At 44.6% G+C, this 17,583-nt stretch carries 15 protein-coding genes and 2 pseudogenes; 8 read left to right on the forward strand and 9 right to left on the reverse strand.

What is annotated here, in order from left to right; all coding sequences use genetic code 11:
- Window positions 1-3: 3 nt before the first annotated feature.
- Entirely contained in the window at window positions 4-237 is a 234-nt protein-coding gene (locus tag QUB25_RS04350; protein ID WP_190663608.1) for a hypothetical protein, read from the reverse strand.
- 166 nt (window positions 238-403) lie between these two features.
- Here QUB25_RS04350 and QUB25_RS04355 point away from each other — a divergent pair, with 166 nt between their 5' ends.
- The gene (locus tag QUB25_RS04355) at window positions 404-610 is read left to right on the forward strand and encodes a ribbon-helix-helix domain-containing protein (protein ID WP_333182136.1); all 207 of its coding nucleotides are present in this window, start codon (window positions 404-406) and stop codon (window positions 608-610) included.
- A gap of 78 nt (window positions 611-688) precedes the next feature.
- Entirely contained in the window at window positions 689-901 is a 213-nt protein-coding gene (locus QUB25_RS04360; protein ID WP_333182137.1) for a ribbon-helix-helix domain-containing protein, read from the forward strand.
- An 87-nt stretch (window positions 902-988) separates the two neighbouring features.
- On the opposite strand, the gene QUB25_RS04365 is transcribed toward QUB25_RS04360, so the two are convergent.
- Complete coding sequence (locus QUB25_RS04365; RefSeq protein WP_333182138.1) at window positions 989-2,467, reverse strand: glycosyltransferase family 87 protein; 1,479 nt, start codon at window positions 2,465-2,467, stop codon at window positions 989-991.
- A gap of 301 nt (window positions 2,468-2,768) precedes the next feature.
- Between QUB25_RS04365 and QUB25_RS04370 the strand changes: the two genes are divergently transcribed.
- Window positions 2,769-3,956: a M20 family metallopeptidase gene (locus QUB25_RS04370; protein ID WP_333182139.1), complete on the forward strand. Its 1,188-nt coding sequence runs from the start codon at window positions 2,769-2,771 to the stop codon at window positions 3,954-3,956.
- Between the two features lie 209 nt (window positions 3,957-4,165).
- Window positions 4,166-5,821, forward strand: a complete 1,656-nt coding sequence (locus QUB25_RS04375) for a SpoIID/LytB domain-containing protein (RefSeq protein ID WP_333182140.1) — start codon at window positions 4,166-4,168, stop codon at window positions 5,819-5,821.
- Between the two features lie 344 nt (window positions 5,822-6,165).
- On the opposite strand, the gene QUB25_RS04380 is transcribed toward QUB25_RS04375, so the two are convergent.
- Window positions 6,166-6,465, reverse strand: coding sequence for a ferredoxin (locus tag QUB25_RS04380; RefSeq protein ID WP_106149950.1), 300 nt, complete (start codon window positions 6,463-6,465; stop codon window positions 6,166-6,168).
- A 525-nt stretch (window positions 6,466-6,990) separates the two neighbouring features.
- Between QUB25_RS04380 and QUB25_RS04385 the strand changes: the two genes are divergently transcribed.
- Together QUB25_RS04385 and QUB25_RS04390 are read left to right on the forward strand one after the other, a co-directional pair.
- Window positions 6,991-8,001, forward strand: coding sequence for a Gfo/Idh/MocA family oxidoreductase (locus QUB25_RS04385; RefSeq protein ID WP_333182141.1), 1,011 nt, complete (start codon window positions 6,991-6,993; stop codon window positions 7,999-8,001).
- 657 nt (window positions 8,002-8,658) lie between these two features.
- Window positions 8,659-9,159, forward strand: coding sequence for a transposase (locus QUB25_RS04390; protein ID WP_333182142.1), 501 nt, complete (start codon window positions 8,659-8,661; stop codon window positions 9,157-9,159).
- Window positions 9,160-9,328: 169 nt separating this feature from the next.
- Here QUB25_RS04390 and QUB25_RS04395 read toward each other — a convergent pair whose 3' ends face one another.
- The 6 genes and pseudogenes from QUB25_RS04395 to QUB25_RS04420 form a co-directional block, all read right to left on the reverse strand.
- A complete protein-coding gene (locus tag QUB25_RS04395) occupies window positions 9,329-10,138 on the reverse strand; it encodes a glucose 1-dehydrogenase (RefSeq protein ID WP_333182143.1) in 810 nt (269 codons plus the stop codon).
- 285 nt (window positions 10,139-10,423) lie between these two features.
- A pseudogene (locus QUB25_RS04400) lies at window positions 10,424-11,365 on the reverse strand (AI-2E family transporter).
- An 86-nt stretch (window positions 11,366-11,451) separates the two neighbouring features.
- The gene (locus QUB25_RS04405; RefSeq protein ID WP_333182144.1) at window positions 11,452-11,724 is read right to left on the reverse strand and encodes a hypothetical protein; all 273 of its coding nucleotides are present in this window, start codon (window positions 11,722-11,724) and stop codon (window positions 11,452-11,454) included.
- Between the two features lie 478 nt (window positions 11,725-12,202).
- Window positions 12,203-12,610: a potassium channel family protein gene (locus QUB25_RS04410; protein WP_333182165.1), complete on the reverse strand. Its 408-nt coding sequence runs from the start codon at window positions 12,608-12,610 to the stop codon at window positions 12,203-12,205.
- A pseudogene (locus tag QUB25_RS04415) lies at window positions 12,605-12,853 on the reverse strand (cation transporting ATPase C-terminal domain-containing protein); the annotation flags it as partial. The gene QUB25_RS04410 and the pseudogene QUB25_RS04415, both read right to left, overlap by 6 nt.
- Window positions 12,854-12,858: 5 nt before the next feature.
- The gene (locus tag QUB25_RS04420) at window positions 12,859-13,008 is read right to left on the reverse strand and encodes a DUF3122 domain-containing protein (RefSeq protein ID WP_333182166.1); all 150 of its coding nucleotides are present in this window, start codon (window positions 13,006-13,008) and stop codon (window positions 12,859-12,861) included.
- 784 nt (window positions 13,009-13,792) lie between these two features.
- Here QUB25_RS04420 and QUB25_RS04425 point away from each other — a divergent pair.
- Both QUB25_RS04425 and QUB25_RS04430 read left to right on the forward strand, forming a co-directional pair.
- Window positions 13,793-14,824, forward strand: coding sequence for a caspase family protein (locus QUB25_RS04425; protein ID WP_333182145.1), 1,032 nt, complete (start codon window positions 13,793-13,795; stop codon window positions 14,822-14,824).
- Window positions 14,817-17,583 (forward strand): tetratricopeptide repeat protein (locus QUB25_RS04430; protein ID WP_333182146.1); only part of this gene is annotated, 2,767 nt, incomplete at its 3' end. The genes QUB25_RS04425 and QUB25_RS04430, both read left to right, overlap by 8 nt.

The raw sequence follows: 17,583 nt of genomic DNA on the forward strand, positions 1-17,583 counted from the left end.
AGATTACTCTTTCCAGTAACGGGTTAAAATCCGAATCACCTCACCCGCTATCGGCGATGGTAGAGGCGGGCTCCATTCCCCAACTTCTGCAAAACCTAAAACGTGCAACAGATTAACGATGCTGTCTACCGCTTTGGGAACGCCACACAACAGCAAACGAATTGGTTGCTTACCTTGAGGTACATCAGGAATTTCTTCCCGGAGCAGTTCGGGAACTGACTTTGGCTGTGATATCATACAGTTTCTCCTAAATATGGGAGTTCAAGCCCCCACCGAACGATCGTGAGTCTGAGCGGTGGGGGTTTGGTTTTTGGGTGTTTAGATTACTATAGCATAAACTAGATTGTGGTGTGCTACCTTGGCTTAAAATTTTTCTAAAAAATTTGCAGTCAGCTAAAATGACATGGTGAACACGCTACCCCCAAACAATGTGAGTCCTGCAAAATCTCCTAGAGTTGCCTTTTACCCGCCACCCGAAATCAAGGAGAAGTTAGAAAAACTGGCGAGTATTGAGCGTCGTTCGATTTCCCAAATGGCATTACTTTTGGTGGAAGAAGGACTCGAAAGAGCGCAGAAGGAAGGCAAGTTTAATGAATCCAAAGGCGATTAAACTATCAACTACCACTGCGCGCGATCGGTATCACACCGTGTGTCACTATGCAAGAGGCGTACAAAGAAAGTACGATCGATGTATGAAGTAAATTCCCAGTTGCCTAACTTGCCAGCAAAAAACCTAAAACGAGTCACCAGCTACGTTCCTCCAAACGCCTACAACGTTTTGGAAGATTGGGCCAAGGAAGAAGACCGGACAGTCAGCAATCTCGTAAGTCGGATTGTCTCTCAAGCTGTAGATGCTTACTTGGCTAAAAAGACTACAGAAGATGAACCCAGCAGCAATTAACCTTTGAGCTCTACGCTAAGGGGTTATTCTCAACTGCCAACCTGTCGGGCCGTTGATTTTGTGTTGGAGTGGGGTTTTGTTTTTCCTCTAACCAGAAACCCGATCCAAAGGGTCAAATTCAGCAACCTGTTTTTGACCAAGGGATGTAATCGCTAAGACTAAAACACTTAACGTAAGGCCTAAAATCGCATAACTCGGTAGTGAAAAAATAGTTACTTTAAACAAATAAGGCAATTCCCCCCCCTTCCAGTTCCACCGCTTTCCTAGAAACACCAACAGCCCGCCATGAATCACAGCGGTTTGCACCTGGACACAGCCAACTGCCAATAACCAAACCGACATTCTTTGCCTAGAGAACGCACAATTTTTAATCTGAAAACATAAATCATTCAGCAAAAAAACCACCGCCGGTGCTAACATCACAGAACTGGTTGGCTGTGAATAGTTGATAGCAATACTCAAACTAGAAATTAGCACCATTTCAGATAAGTCAACTTTTTTTGACCAAACATTGCGAGATTGTTTTTTGTAAAAATACCAACTCATTAAACCAACTAGCAGCAGAATAATCAAGTCAGAAAATAGCTTCGCCACGAAGGGACTATCGGGGAAAAATCTCGGCCCCATAACCCTTAAATCAAGGCGACTCATAGAAATATAAGCATTATTCGATGGATCGTTGAGCCAGAGTGGAAATCCACGAGTCGCATCCTGTATAAATCCTGTTAAAGAATTGCCCGTTACAGCTAGACCTATGACTGCCAAAAAAGTTACCGTGACTAGAGATATAAAAACTAGCTGAAACCGTCTTTTGATTAAAAAATAAGGAATAAATAATATAACTAAAGTTGGTTTAAAAAGGGCAACACCTAATAAAATTCCTGCAATTACATCCAGATTTTTTCTAGCATAAATAAACATCCATAACAGCAGAACTGCAATAAAAGTTGCCACATTGCCAACTTGAAGATCGAAGACAAAACCGTAGAGGAATGCAACTGATATACTACAAATAGTCCGAACAGCTCGTGAGTGCGACACCAACAAGATATTCGCTCCCCATAAAACAAAACCTGTGGCAATAAGATGCAGCCAAGTCCAGATAGTGAAGGCAGTCTTCATCGGGAAATAGCCCAAAAACCACAGCGGAGGAATGATATTAGGTGGATAAACAAAAGATGGAATAAACCCACACACTTTAGTGATGCTACAGAAACCGATGTTAAACACCTCGACATTAAAGGGACTCAAATGCTGATGGGCTAATCTACTCGCTACATAAAACCACTTAAAATCCCAGTAAGGCGGATCGGGTCGAGTAGTCAGATTGTAAACCAACCAACCGGTATAACTGAGAAATCTGGTGAGAGCTAATACAATAACTGCTTGCAAAATAAAGTTAACAATAGGTTGGCGAAAAAACTGAGTCAACCTTTGGATAGAAGGATGTTTTAAAAACAAAGAATCTTGCCATGCTGTTTTTTCGCTATCTAATCGCCAATTAAATTTTATAAACAACGCGACTGTAATTAAAATTATTACATTCCAGAATCCAAAGCTAATCATAGAAAATAATTTTAATGAACTTACTACGTGATGATATCACAACCAGAAATTCTCAACTAAAAATCAGCATTTAAACCTAAAATATAGACTTTTGTTCCCCGTTTAAACCTAACTCTCTTTTCTCTCTTTTCTCTGCGTCCTCTGCGCCCTCTGCGGTGAAAAAAAAATATTATTCACAAACGAAATAGCATTGCTATCTAAAAGCCCGATCGCACTTTTGTCCCTTGTAACCCTGTTCACCCCCAAACATATGCGTTAACCTAGTTGACTACAACTTGTACCGCACTCCCCAACTAAATTCATGCTTCCCCGCATCAAAGAATTAGCCGCCACCCTAGCACCCCGCTTAATCGAAATTCGCCGCCACATCCACTCCCACCCCGAACTCAGCGGCCAAGAATATCAAACCGCCGCCTATGTAGCCGGAGTTCTCGCATCCAGCGGAGTCCGCGCGATCGAAGGAATCGGCAAAACAGGAGTGCTCGGCGAACTCAAAGGCAACAGCAGCGAGTCCCGGTGGCTGGCAATTCGCACCGATATGGACGCTTTACCGATTCAAGAACGCACAAACTTAGAATTTGCCTCCCGTAACGAGGGAGTCATGCACGCCTGCGGCCACGACATCCACACCACCGTCGGTTTGGGCGCAGCCATGATATTGTCTCAGCTAGGGGAAAAATTGCCCGGTCACGTCCGCTTCTTGTTTCAGCCGGCGGAAGAGATTGCCCAAGGTGCTCAATGGATGATTAAAGATGGGGCGATGGAAGATGTTGACGGCATCCTCGGAGTGCACGTTTTTCCGACGATTCCCGGCGGTTGCATCGGTATCCGCCACGGGGCCCTGACGGCGGCGGCAGATGACATAGAATTGATTGTGATGGGCGAATCCGGCCACGGTGCGCGTCCCCACGAGGCGATCGACGCAATTTGGATTGCTTCTCAGATAATTACCACTTTGCAGCAGGCAATTAGCCGCACGCAAAATCCTTTGAGGCCACTGGTTTTGACGATCGGGCAAATTAACGGCGGACGAGCGCCGAACGTGATTGCCGATCGAGTAAAATTATTGGGAACCGTGCGATCGCTGCATCCAGAAACCCACGAAAAACTGCCGGCTTGGATCGAACAAATTGTTTCTAGCGTCTGCGCGACTTACGGCGCTAAGTACGAACTCACCTACAAGCGCGGCGTGCCCGGAGTCCAAAACGACCCCAAACTCACGCAATTAGTAGAAACTGCGGCTTTAGAAGCTTTAGGTCGATCGCGCGTCCAAATTTTACCAGAACCATCCCTCGGCGCGGAAGATTTTTCGATGTATCTAGAACACGCACCGGGAACCATGTTTCGCTTAGGAGTGGGACTGACTGACAAACCGAACTATCCCCTCCATCACCCGCAATTTGAGGTCGATGAATCTGCGATCGTCACCGGCGCTGTCACCTTAGCCTATGCCGCCTACCAATATTGGAAAAACCAAGTAAGTAGGTAAACTCGCTTTCATTGAATTACCCATAATAAGATTGTGGGGTGGGTAATGGCTCAAAATTGCTTGATGTAAAGTTTATTTGCGCCTAGCGACTTAACAGAATTCGGGCAACCAAACCAGTTAATCTTCGGCAATTCCCTTATAGCAACGGCCAAATGTGCTAACGTACAATCAAAAATCCCCCACTTTCAACTATCGCGAGACAGATAACCGTGTTCGCTCAAGCACCTCCCACTCCCAATTACAAATGGTTTAGCTGCATTTCTAGCACTGTTTTCACCGCATTGTGCCTGTTACCCATCTTCAGCGCTGCGGGATACGCCCAAACTCCCCAAAATAGACCCATCAAAATTGGCGTAGTGCAGCGGTTTGGCACCAAACCAACCGACAAACTGACGCTGAAAGCATTACCGGGCGACAGCTTAACTTTGCGTTACAAAACTCCTCAAGGCATAGAAACCAAAACTGCTGCTAGCGTCAAGTTAGAAATAGCCCCCAAACCGCTGGAATCGCCCTTAGTAGAAGAACGAGTGGTACTAAGTTCTCACCGCAGTTTCGAGAGTGCGGAAGACAGCGCCACTGATTGGCGCGCCCAGGGAATAGAAGTAGAAATTGCTCAACCTTTGCGCTGGCAAGTTTGGGCAAAAAGAGATGTTTATAACTCTCCTTTGGTGCGGCGCTGGCTGTTGCAAAGTTTGCAAGCTCAAGGGAACACAACAGCTTTTTTGGATTCCAAAGTTTTTAAACAAGTACCCCAGGCATTTTGGGTTTTAAACGGCTTTCGTTTCAACCGCAATGAGTTGGATGTGACGGCGGGGAAAAATGTGATTGAGGTATTGGAACAAACCACCCAAGAGGCGACAGCTACTGAACCAGAAAAAGCAATTCAACAAACTCGCCGTTATGGTGGCAATTTGCGCCTGCAAAAAAATGCTTACGGCACTTATACTTTGGTAAATGAAGTGCTGACGGAAACTTATTTGCGGGGTGTTGTTCCTCACGAAATAGGGGCTTTTTCGCCTTACGCTGCGATTGTGGCTCAAACTATTTTGGCGAGAACCTACGCCCTGAGAAATTTGCGCCGGTTTGCTGTGGATAATTATGAGTTGTGCGCTGATGTTAACTGCCAAGTTTATCAAGGTTTGACCGAGGTTTACCCGCAAAGCGATAAGGCGATCGCCCAAACGAGCGGTTTGGTGCTAACTTACGAAAATCAGCTAGTAGACGCGCTTTATTCCGCATCTAGCGGCGGCGTGACAGCCTCTTTTAACGATGTGTGGCAGGGCGCGGAACGTCCATATTTGCGATCGATAGTCGATTCCGCTAATAATGTTTGGGATTTGTCCAAGCAGAGTTTGTCTGACGAAAACAATTTCCGCCGCTTTATCAGTTTGGAAAAAGGGTTTAATGAGGAAAAAGAAGACACGTTTCGCTGGCGCGAACCAGCTTCTTTGACAGCGATTGCTGGATTTCTCAAACAGTATCTTCAGAAGAAACAGCACCCGCTGTCTAATCTTAAAACTGTCACTCAAGTGGAAGTGGTGGAAAGGTCGGCCGCAGGTCGAGTTTTGAAAATGAAGGTTCAAACTGACTTGGGCCCCATCGATATCGACAAAGACGAGATTCGCAATGCTTTTTACCCGCCGATTAGCACGCTTTTTTACCTAGAACCAATTTACAATCCCGACAAAACCCTCAATGGTTATGCTTTTGTCGGAGGCGGTTTCGGACACGGGGTGGGAATGAGTCAGACTGGTTCTTACAATTTGGCTAATTTGGGCTGGAACGGATCTCAAATTCTGGGCTTTTATTTTCCCGGCGCTCAAGTTGTGCCGCTCAGTGATAACATTACATTTTGGCGCGAATAGTCGATCGAAGTCGGCCTAAGAGTCGGCAATTTAAATCGCCACTAAACCAACAAAGTCCGCGCAACGCGAGACTAAATATTAGCCGTTAAACTTTTAGATTTTAGACTTTGGATTTTAGATTGGTTTCACCGTTAATCTAAAATCTGCCATCTAAAATCTAAAATTATTTGGTCAGCTATCTGCTCAAACAGCTATGAATTCATAGCTGGGAGTGACAGACTGCTGGCGGCTTTGTTGCAATGTTAGACACAGAAACCCGGTTTCTTAACATAATTGCCGTATTTCAGCTTAATTCTGGAAACGAGAAACCGGGTTTCTTAGGGTATCACGCAGAGCGTCCTTTCTTAGTAGAGCGATTCTTCTTGGTGAGTTTCGATCGTACAGTCAGACTTGGGATAGGCGACGCAGGTGAGGACAAATCCGGCCTCGATTTGGTCATCGTCCAAGAAAGATTGGTCGGATTGGTCAATTTCGCCTTTGGTGATTTTGCCGGCGCAGGTGGAGCAAGCTCCAGCGCGGCAAGAGTAGGGGAGGTCGAGTCCTGCTTCTTCAGCAGCATCAAGAATGTAAGTATCGTCATCAACGTCAATGGTCTGGTTAATTCCTTCGGCTTCGCTGATGAGGGTAACTTTGTAAGTTGCCATGCACTAAATCCTCTCAAAAATTCAACAAGATTGATAATTTTTCCTAATGCAAACTTCAAGGCTCTATTAGCTTTGAGGTTAGGTCTTAGGTTCGTTCCCTCTATGATAGTAGGGGATAGAAGGGAGGTTGACACACTTATTTACAAAACATTTGAATGGGATTAGTTATAACTTTTTCTAATTTCATCTTGATTACTTATACCTATCTTGGGTTCAGCCTTGTGATACTGTTGCCGCAAGACTTGCGCTAAATAATCCGGTTTCCAGGAAAAATCCTGTTTTGAGCCCTACAGCACAAAAACCGGGTTGTTGGTATGCGGTGTGTCGATTGAGTTTCAGGAAAGTCGGCTACAAGGTAAGTCCCGGCAGGCGGTGAAATGTATAGTTAGATCGCATCAAGGCTTGGGTGTTGAAGGCTCGATCGAATAAATCGCACCACAACCACAGCTTAAAATCTGCACGGTAGAACCCTAAAGCCCTGCAGCGCAAGTCTGTAACTATCTAAAATCTTAAATCTCAAATCCCATGACTAATATTGATACTCGCTTTGGTTTTTCGGTTAATTCTCCAATTCGCGTGGGGATTGTGGGTACTGGTTTTGCCGCTAAGTTGAGGGCTGAGACAATTCAAGCTGATGGGCGATCGCACTTGGTAGCGGTTGCTGGCCACAGCCCGGAGAAAACCGCAGCATTTTGTCAAGGGTTCGGGGCAGAAGCTGCGGTTTCTTGGCGCAAGCTGGTAGAAAGAGACGATTTAGATTTGGTTATTGTTTGTACGGTGAACCGGGATCACGGGGCGATCGTCCTGGCAGCCCTAGAAAATGACAAGCACGTTGTGGTGGAATATCCTCTATCTTTAGACGTATCTGAAGCAGAAAGGGCGATCGAACTTGCCGCCCAAAAGCAAAAACTCCTCCACATCGAACACATCGAACTGTTAGGCGGTTTGCACCAAGCAATCAAAGAATCTTTGCCATTAGTCGGTAAAGTTTTTTACGCCCGCTACATTACTATTACTCCTCAACATCCAGCGCCACAGCGGTGGACTTATCAACATTCCCTCTTTGGGTTCCCGTTAGTTGGTGCAATTTCGCGACTGCACCGATTTACTGATTTGTTCGGGGAAGTGGCAAGCGTTAACTGTCAAGCTCAATTTTGGGACAGTCAGCCGGATTTCTACAAAGCTTGTTTGTGCAATGCACAGTTGCGCTTTGCCAATGGCCTTGTCGCTGAAGCTGTTTATGGAAAAGGAGAGACTTTTTGGCAGTCGGAAAACATTTTTACTATCTACGGTGAAGAAGGAACGCTGGTTTTTACTCCCGAATCCGGTCAATTAATTCAGGGAGAAAATCGGCACAACATCAAAGTAGGAACTCGGCGCGGTTTGTTTGCCAAAGACACCGATATGGTGTTGGAATATTTGTCAAAGGGTACGCCTTTGTACGTAAACAATGCCAGTAGTTTGTATGCTTTGAAAGTAGCAGATACTGCGAGGCTATCAAGCGAAACTAGGCAAACTCTCGAACTTATAAAATAGCCAAAAACTAGCCAACATAAGGTTATTTAATTTGGAAAAATTAAATATAACTGAGATGTTGCACTCTCCTCAATTACCTATTTAGGAACGGGCCCGAGAGGTTGTTTCCCAAGAAAAATCCTTCTTTGTGGAACAGGCCTGAAAGCGTGTTATTGAGAAGGGTGCAAGATTTGAGATACAGCGGTTTCCGCTGTTATGAGGTACACTAAAATATCCTTGTTGTAGTCCAACCTAATGAAAGCGTATTCTCTCGATCTCCGGCCAAAAATAGTGAAGGCTCATTTGGCAGAAAAGATGTCACGACCGGAAATTAGCTACTAGATTTGGGGTCAGTAAAAGTTGAGTTCAAAAATTGGTGAATATTCAAAAAACCGAGGGTAATTTACAGCCGAAACAGAGAGAAAAACCGCAATTGACTCATCTGATAAATTCCCAACCATTCGTCAAAGCACTGGTGGCAGAGCATCCAGATGCCACTAGGGTCAAGTTGTGTGAATTATTTGCTCATCAGACTGGAAATGGGGTGAGCAGAACGGCCATGTGTCGGTATTTGCAGAAGTTAGGATTAAATCGTAAAAAAAACATAGTATAGTACCCCAGCCGCAACAGAAAGAGTTTAAAAGTTAAGAGTTAAATATTGGGAAATGATCAAACATATTGAGCCAGAAAACCTGGTATTTTTGGATGAAACTGGGATTTTACGCTGGTTTGGCCAGAACTCATGCCCGTTCGCAAGCGGGGACAAGATTATCCTTATTAAAACCATTTTATCGAGGCGCAAAGATTACAGCTATAGGTGCAATTAGTATTAACCAAGTGCTGGCAGTAATGGCAATAAAGGATTCAATGGATGGACCAGCATTTGCCCTATTTATTGAGAACTTATTGTGTCCTGAATTATGGGCAGGAGCATTAGTAGTAATGGATAATTTACCCGTTCATAAACTAGCATCAATTGTACCAATGATTGAAGCTGTAGGCACGAGTTTTATTTATCTTCTGACTCTCGCCTATTTTATGCCTATTGAACTCGGGTGGTCACAACTCAAATCTTTTTTGCGGAAATTTGCTCCAACTAACGCATCTATGATTGATACAATAATAGCAGTTGCCCTCAATTTAATAAATCCTCAACATTTAAGAAATTGGGGAAGCTAGCTGTTGCTATTGTACCTCATAACAGGGGGAACCGCTGTATCTGCATGACACATTAGTGCGGTTTAGTCTAGTGTCCGGTGAGTAAAGAAAGCGATCGCCAAAAAAAATCCTTGTTTAGGTAAAATGACAGTGATCGCCTATTTACTCCAAATAGTTTCTCCAAGTTAATTTAGGCAGACCAAGCTTCGCGAAAGTCACCATAGAGGGTCAATCCACCATCAATATAGAGCGTTTGTCCCGTAATGTAAGCCGCTTCATCTGATGCGAGAAAGGCAACAGATCCCGCCATTTCCTCCGATGTGCCGGCCCGTCCCATTGGGATATGGCTTTCCACTACTGCCTTTTGTTCTGGATTGTCAGTCCAGCTTTCATTAATCGGTGTAATTGTTGCACCGGGCGCAATAGCATTGACGCGGATGCCTCGGTTTGCGTATTCCAACGCTAGGGTTTTAGTCAGATTTCCCATACCGCCTTTGCTGATGGAATAGCTGATATACATCGGGCGGGGGATGATTTCATGCACACTGGAAATATTGATAATCACGCCTGAGCGCTGCTGCTCTAACAGATGCTTAATGGTTTCCCGCGCACAGAGATATGCACCTCGCAAATTGACGGCAATTATGCGATCGAATTCATCAGTTGGCACTTCATGGGATGCGCTTTCTGTTTGAATCCCAGCATTATTAATCAGGATATCCAGACTACCAAATTTATCAATGACAGTATTCACCATACGAAGGATGTCGTCTTCTTTGGAGACATCTCCCTGAACTAATAGCGTTTCAACCCCACATTCCGATGCTTGTCCACAGGCTTTTTGCAGAGCTATTTCTTCAGTATCTTCTGCCTCTTCTAAGCTTTTGCGATAGTTAACGGCAATGTTGCAACCTTCTTGAGCGAGACGAATGGCGATCGCCTGCCCAATGCCTGAACTCGCTCCAGTAATGAGTGCGTTTTTTCCCTTTAAACCTTTCATAATTTCTCTCCTAGAGATTCAACAAAAAATGTTGTAATCGAAACCTCACCACAACTAGCTTCAACATCAACCAGAAGGTTATTCTGTCTTTTCCCCAGGTATTTCATCAACATCCAGGAGGCTGATTATTACGCCTGCGATCGGGAGCGACAGAAAAACTCTGACCAATCCAGCGCCTGGCGCCCCCACTATAGCAATCCTAAATCATTTGTGAATTCTTACTCCCTCCCCTTGGTAAGGGAAGGGTTGGGGTGGGGTAAAAAATTTACGACTCATTTAGGATTGCTATAATAGCGCAAAGAACATAATGACTGGATTTATATTAATGGAGTCTTGCATAATACGGGGCCTGAGTAAGTTTTTTTCAACCTGCTGTAAGACAATGCAAACCACTAAAACTTTCAAGCTGAGCAGAATTCCTTGAAGCAGAATAATCAGGCAGATAAGGCTAATCCCAATCGTTGCGCCAGCCAATACCGGGAATCATGTAAAATGCGCCTGTGACTGCTGCCATGACCAGTGCATAGGGAATATTAGGCAAAATAAACACCACAAAGGTAGAGATGCCGAAGAAGATTTATAACAGCAACCGACACCAAACAAACCAAGAAAATTATTTTGAATTGCCCTGGTCATATCATCGCGTAATCCGGATGGAAAGAGCCTCACGATCAGATTCCCTAGTCGTCTACCATCTAGCAGCATAAAGAAGCGAACCACCGCAATCACAATCAGATCTAGCAAGTTGAATAACACATTTTGTTGTGTGGAAAAACCCATGCCCATGATGCCGAGGGGTTGTTGGCGCAGTTGTGTCTCAAAGGTGCTCAAATCGGTCGTAATGCGCTTTTGCAGAAACGATTGGAGTGTTTCCAACAGTGCGATCGCCCACTCTAAAAATTGAGGAGCCTGTTCCAATAACTGCTGTGCTTGGGAAATGATAGCTAATCCTAACGTTGCCATTAACCCACCTAGAATCAACAAGGCAAGTAAAAACACCAGCACAACCGCTACCCAACGAGGGATGAAACGAGATACAAATTTTACTGGAGAGTTAAGCACAAAGGCGAGAATGGCTGCAAAAATAGAAACAATCAGAACCGTTTCAAAATATGCCAACACCTGCACGATCGCCCAGCCAAGCGTCCATAGTAGCAGGTAGCGAATGAGTGGAGGATTGTTCAGGTGTTCCCACATCCTATTGGTGTTAATTTTTGGATTGTCCATTACAGCCGGTCAACCTCTCCACCGTTCCTCATCCGCCTGATTCAAGGTTTTGCTATACCTTATTGATTTGATTTATGCTTACCTAATTATTGAAGTTTCCCTACAATCAGACCGACAAGCACAATCAAACCTAATGCTCTACGAAAGTAATTAACTCCTTGAAATAATTCTTCCCAAGCCCAAGTAAACAAAGAGCCAAAGGCTACTAGCTCCAACCCTAAATTAATTTTACCTGTTGTAACAATGAGCGTTAATAAACTAGCTATAATCCCGACACTCAGTGGTAGATTTGGCGTCTGAGCTATAACAATTTGGCCTTCGCTGTCGCGGAATGTGCGATCGAACAATGTGTTTTCCATGAGTTTCTCGTGTCAATGTAATAAATAGAACCAGATTAACATTCAATACTGCGGGCATTTTTGGTAACGATACTACAAGCTTTAGAGGGCAAGGATCGTAAAAAAGTCAAATTAAATGCAAGTCAGGAGTGGAGATGACATTGATTTAATTATCTGCTGGGCTTCAAAGTATTGAGAAAATCCGCCATTGTGCCTAGAAAAACTGTCCGCACTATTGAACAGTTAAACATTTGACTTAGGCTTGATAACGTGGGGATTTTTGATTTTCAATCATAAATTGATTCGGTTGATTTTTTCCAGCGTTCTAAATATGTTTGCGTTGAGTGGTTAGACGGTAATTTTATAGTAAAATTAAAGAATTTAAATATCCTCTGTCGCTTGGCAGAGTTGAGATTAGAATATTATCTATAATTGGACAGACATAATCGTTTGTCTACTATCGCATCGAGAACGATCGACCTCATGCTCAACTCTAAGGTTAGCAATTCACAGGTCTAAACCTTTTCGTGAAGCAGGCTTGAACCTCTGTTGGCAGTGCAGGAATTTCTGTTTCCAAAGCTTGAATAGATTGTGTAGCCGCTATTTGTGCTCGATCGCTCTCGGCCTCCTGGCTCACAAAAAATGTAGCCAGGGTTGCTGTAAAATAACCGCCTAGCGCGATCGCACACAACGCCAGCAAAAAACAAAGCACCCGCCCTTGGGCTGTTTTCGGAAAGTAATTAGAGCCGATCGTGCTCATCAACATTCCTGTCAACCACAGCGCAGTGCCACAGTCATTAATGCCAGCACTACCATTAGGAAACTCGCACTCAAACGCATTAATGCCAGCCGCGTCAATTAGAGTGACGATCGCTATCACATTATGCAACAGGAGCAAACCGCGCATAGTGTCAGCCGATAAGGGCTCAAAAGCTAGAGTGGCACTAAGGGCGACGGAACTCACCATATTCACCCAGAGAATCTGCACGGGCAAAATTGGCAAGGTGATACCAGCCAAGATTCCCACCACTATGGTCATCGCCTCTCCACCGTTGACGGGTAGGATAAACCCAATGGTTTTCAACAGGTTGCCATAAACGGTGCGTCCTTCTTCTACGGCGGCTTCAATGGAGGCAAAGTTATCATCTGAAGCACTCAATCGCTCGATAAACTCCCAAAAGTCGAGACAATCGCACTACCACCGGGATGAATACGCTTAAAGGCGATCGCCTGCCAGGAATTTCCGTTGTGATCTCGCAGGTTTTGCCGGGATGGGTAGAGCATTTGCGCTGGATATTCTTCGATTTACGTGACAGTAGCAAACTCCGCGTCCTAAACCTACAAAAACCCCGTCTAAATCGATCGCAGCCGCTCTGGTTGCCGGCAGTGTCAAGCTAAATCCAACTACGCCAATAATGCCGCAATTCTTAATTGTACCTCATAGCATCGGAAAGTGCTGTAAATCGAGCGCATTGATACTGTTGCTTAATCAGTTCAAGAGTCTGATTATTTTGATTCTAATTTTTGCTGCGGTGCTATAGATTTTCCTTCAAGAGGCGCCAGATGCCATATTTTTGGACACTCAGCCGGATTTCTACAAAGCTTGTTTGTGCTACGCACAGTTGCGCTTTGCCAATGGCTTTGTCGCTGAAGCTGTTTATGGAAAAGGAGAGACTTATTGGCAGTATTAAAAGATTTTTCCCATCTACGGAACCGAAAAAACGCTGGTTTTTACTCATGATTTTTGTTAATTAATTTCGGAAAAAATAGGCGCTGTTTTAAAGTAGAAAAGCACCGAAAATGGCTTGTAAAATATACCGATACGATGGCGAAATATTTGTCAATCTATACGCATATATACGTGAATAAGACCAGTAGTTTGTACAATTTGAAAGTTGCCAATGCTGCCCGCTATCGAGCGAAACTGGAAGAAAGGTAGCGATAACGAGTAAGCACTAAAACTAACAGCTTAGTCTAGTATTTATTTTGGAAGTAGCTTGATTGTGTTTTTTAGTTTATCCTGGTTTAGGAACTATATATTATTAATACAGGTTGAGGGATTGTTGTTTTCTGCTGGAGTTTTTTTTAGATGTCCGATCTATTTACCCACGGTTACGCGCTGTTGATTGGTGTTGGTAATACTGCTGACCCCAGGGGATCGCTTCCAGAAACAGCCAAGGATGCTCAAGCGCTCAAAGATTTGCTCACTGACGCAAATTTTTGTGCATATCCCAATACGCCCGATCATGTCCGGTTGTTACAGAACCAGGGTGCGACTCGCAGTGCCATTTTGGATGATCTGGACTGGTTAAAAGGATCTGCAGATGCAGACCCAGATGCCACGATCGTCATTTACTATTCTGGGCATGGTATGTTTGACCTCGCCAGTAATGCTTACTACTTACTCCAACATGATTTTGATGGGCAAGCCATTCCACAAACAGCCCTTTCAGCCGAAACCTTGAGTGAGAAGTTACGCAAGATCGAGGCTAAACGTCTCTGGGTCATCATTGATAGTTGTCATGCGGAGGGGATGGCTACCGCTAAGAACGATCTGCCAGCAGACTTTTTGCCTACAGCGTTGCCGAAAGGGGTGATTGATGCCCTGAAGCAGGGGGAAGGCCGGGCGGTGTTCACCTCATCACGAGGAAATCAAAGTTCTTGGGTGCGTCCAGATGGCATCCTCAGTCTCTATACCTATCATCTGATTGAGGCGCTGAAGGGAGGGGCAAATCAACCGGGCGATCGCCTCATCAGAATTTCCAACGTCATGACTCACTTGGGAAAAACGGTTTCAGAGAGTGCCCGTAACCTCTGTCGCGCAGAACAAACCCCGTTTTTTGATGCAGCAACGGAGGATTTCCCAGTGGCAATGTTGCGCGGTGGCAAGGGACTGCCCAGCCAAACCCAGAGTCCAGAGTTGCCTAGGGTAATGACAAATCAAGAGGTGATGACCCCAGCCTTGGCAATGGCGAGGCGATCGCTGGCTATTCTAGAAGAACAGGCTGCTGGCTTTGGGAAGCTGCAAATGCCTGGCCATCTGCGGATTGAACTAGAGGAAAAACGGCGAGAGGTGGCAGAATTGGAAGCAAGATTGAGAGATGGGGAAGTCAATGGATGATTGCGCTGCTTTGGAAGAAACACTGGCTATTGCCCAAACGGTGCTTGCAGACTTAGAGAAAAAGGCAGCAGGCTACACCAGCCTGACAAGGCCGTCAAATCTAAATATCGAACTGAAGGACAAACGCCAAGAAGTTGATAACCTGAAGGCACGATTAGAAGCGGCACAATTAGCAAAGAAAGAGACTCAGCAGTCAGCTCAGTCCGAGATTAATCGTCAATCTGCGATGCGATCGCGAGTGCCAGATAGCCATTACATAGAACGAGATGAGGCGACAAGGCTGTTAGAACGCTTTGCCCTAGCACTCAACGAATCTGAGGGACAACCCTTGCTATTCAATATTTGGGGAACAGGCGGAGTTGGTAAAACAACGTTACTGGGGCGGTTAAAGGATGCCCATGCAGGCAAAGTTGATTTTCTGGAGATTTGTTTTACGAAAACGCCTGATATCGAAACTCCCCTAAAATTGATGCGAAAGGTACATGAGCAGGCTGTTGAGCGTTTTGGAGGTGAAACGATCGCCGATTCATTCAAACAAAAGGAGGAGCAGTTTGAGTCAACTCTATACAAGTTGAGTCATGAGTCTATTGATGGTAAAACAACTAGCAGCGAAGAAGCAAGGAAGATTACAAGCTGGTTTCAACGCTTCATATGGCTAGGCCCAAGAGGTTTGACCTCCACCTCAAGTAAGCCGACATCTTTTAATGTTTCAGGGGTAGGTTTTTCTGCATTAGCGGCGATTGGAGAGGATGCAGACAGCTTGCAAGAATCGATCGAACAGCGAGTGCGGAATCACCCTGCGACCAAAGACCAGCCTGAGCTACAGGCTCTTATGTTACAGCCAGTTTCCAAACTGACGCAGGCATTTGCTGAAAGTCTGATGCAATTTGCCCAAAGCAGAGGACGATCGCTCGTGCTGATTTTGGATACCTATGAAAAAGCACAGTCTTACCTGAATCAATGGCTGTGGCAGTATTTGGTCGAATATACTGCGTTGTCTTGTGCACCAGTAAGGCTCGTGGTTGTAGGGCGGCGATCGCTGCAAGCAGATGAGGGTTGGCGCAAGCTCAACCAGGATCGGAAGTTGCTCCTTGAGGTGCCACTTAAGAAGTTTATCAAGGATGATACAGAGAAATATCTCAAGCAAATTGGCATTGAAAATGGCGGTATACGCGCCAGAATCAACAAAGCAACACAGGGATTACCCTATTATCTAGATTGGGTACGGAAGCAACGAGAGCAAGGTGAAGAACCTGATTTTTCCAAAGGAAACCAAGCGATCACTGATTTACTTTTGCAGGGGATAGAGCCCCGGCATCGGAAAGTTTTGTATGTGGTAGCTTGTTGTCGATGGTTCGATAGGGCGATGATTCAATATTTACTTGGAAGCGTTGAATTAGGCTTACAACAAGATGCCGATAATGCAGAGGGTTATTTTGAATGGTTGAAAGGCTCAGATTTTGTTGAGTTTACCGAAGGACACTACCGCTTAGATGATGTGGTGCGGGATGTATTTCGACACTCCTATTTTCAGGAGGATCAAACTCAGTTTCGCAAAACTCATGCTTTACTAGCCGATTACTTCCAGAAACAAGCGGATGATCTTGTCACTCCTGAAATGTTTTTACCTGATCAGTATGAGGATGAGGGGTGGCGAGAACTGATAGCCGAGTTTCTCTATTATAATCTTTTTGGCAACGGAAAGGAAGGACTCCAAAAATATATTGAACAGGTCTTTACCGCAGTTTATCTGCAAGTACCAGATGTATTTATGGCTCCCTTTGCTTTCATTCGTGCAGAGATAAGTGAAGAGAACCTGAATTTGCTTCCCAAAGCGACAGGCAAATTTTTTAAAGATTCAGAAATGGCTCTCAGCTTTGGCTCGCATTTTCTACATATACGCCCAACAAACTACAAGATTAAATTTGAAGGTGAGAATCCTCCTTCGGAACAAGCAATTGAGGAATTTTCTAAACAAATTGAGGTATCTATTCAATCCCTGTTGAAATCAGTTGGCGATCTCAAGGATACTCTAGGCAAGTGTGCAGGACTGATCTATAAGTCTTTACGTTGCACATCCAGAGAAAGAACTGATTCACTGTTGCAAGCGAAAATCCAGTGTGAAAAATTAACTCACTGCCATCCGAAAGTAAAGCATACTCTTTTTTCAAATCTTGGTGACTTACTGGGAAGTGCAAAAATTTACAATAATTCACTGGATTGCTATCAGAAAGCACTGGAATTAGATCAAAGTAATGCATCCACTTTTGTTGGGCAGGGTGGTTCTCTAGCCAATCTAAAGAGATATGAGGAAGCGCTGGAAAGTTGTCAAAAAGCGATTGACCTCGCTCCTGAATATGTTAATGCTTGGGTAAATCGAGGGGCTGTTCTCCTTGCTCTAAAGAGATATGAGGAAGCGCTAGAAAGTTGTCAAAAAGCGATTGACCTCGCTCCTGAATCTGTTGATGCTTGGGTAAATCGAGGGGCTGCACTCAATAATCTAGAGAGATATGAGGAAGCGCTGGAAAGTTGTCAAAAAGCGCTAGACCTCGCTCCTGAATCTGTTAATGCTTGGGTAGATAGAGGGGCTGCACTCAATAATCTAAAGAGATATGAGGAAGCGCTGGAAAGTTGTCAAAAAGCGCTAGACCTCGATACTGAATCTGTTGATGCTTGGGTAATTCGAGGGGCTGCACTCAATAATCTAGAGAGATATGAGGAAGCGCTGGAAAGTTGTCAAAAAGCGCTAGACCTCGCTC

It is taken from the genome of Microcoleus sp. B3-D7, assembly GCF_036705305.1.
In the GTDB taxonomy this organism is placed as follows: Bacteria; Cyanobacteriota; Cyanobacteriia; order Cyanobacteriales; family Microcoleaceae; genus Microcoleus.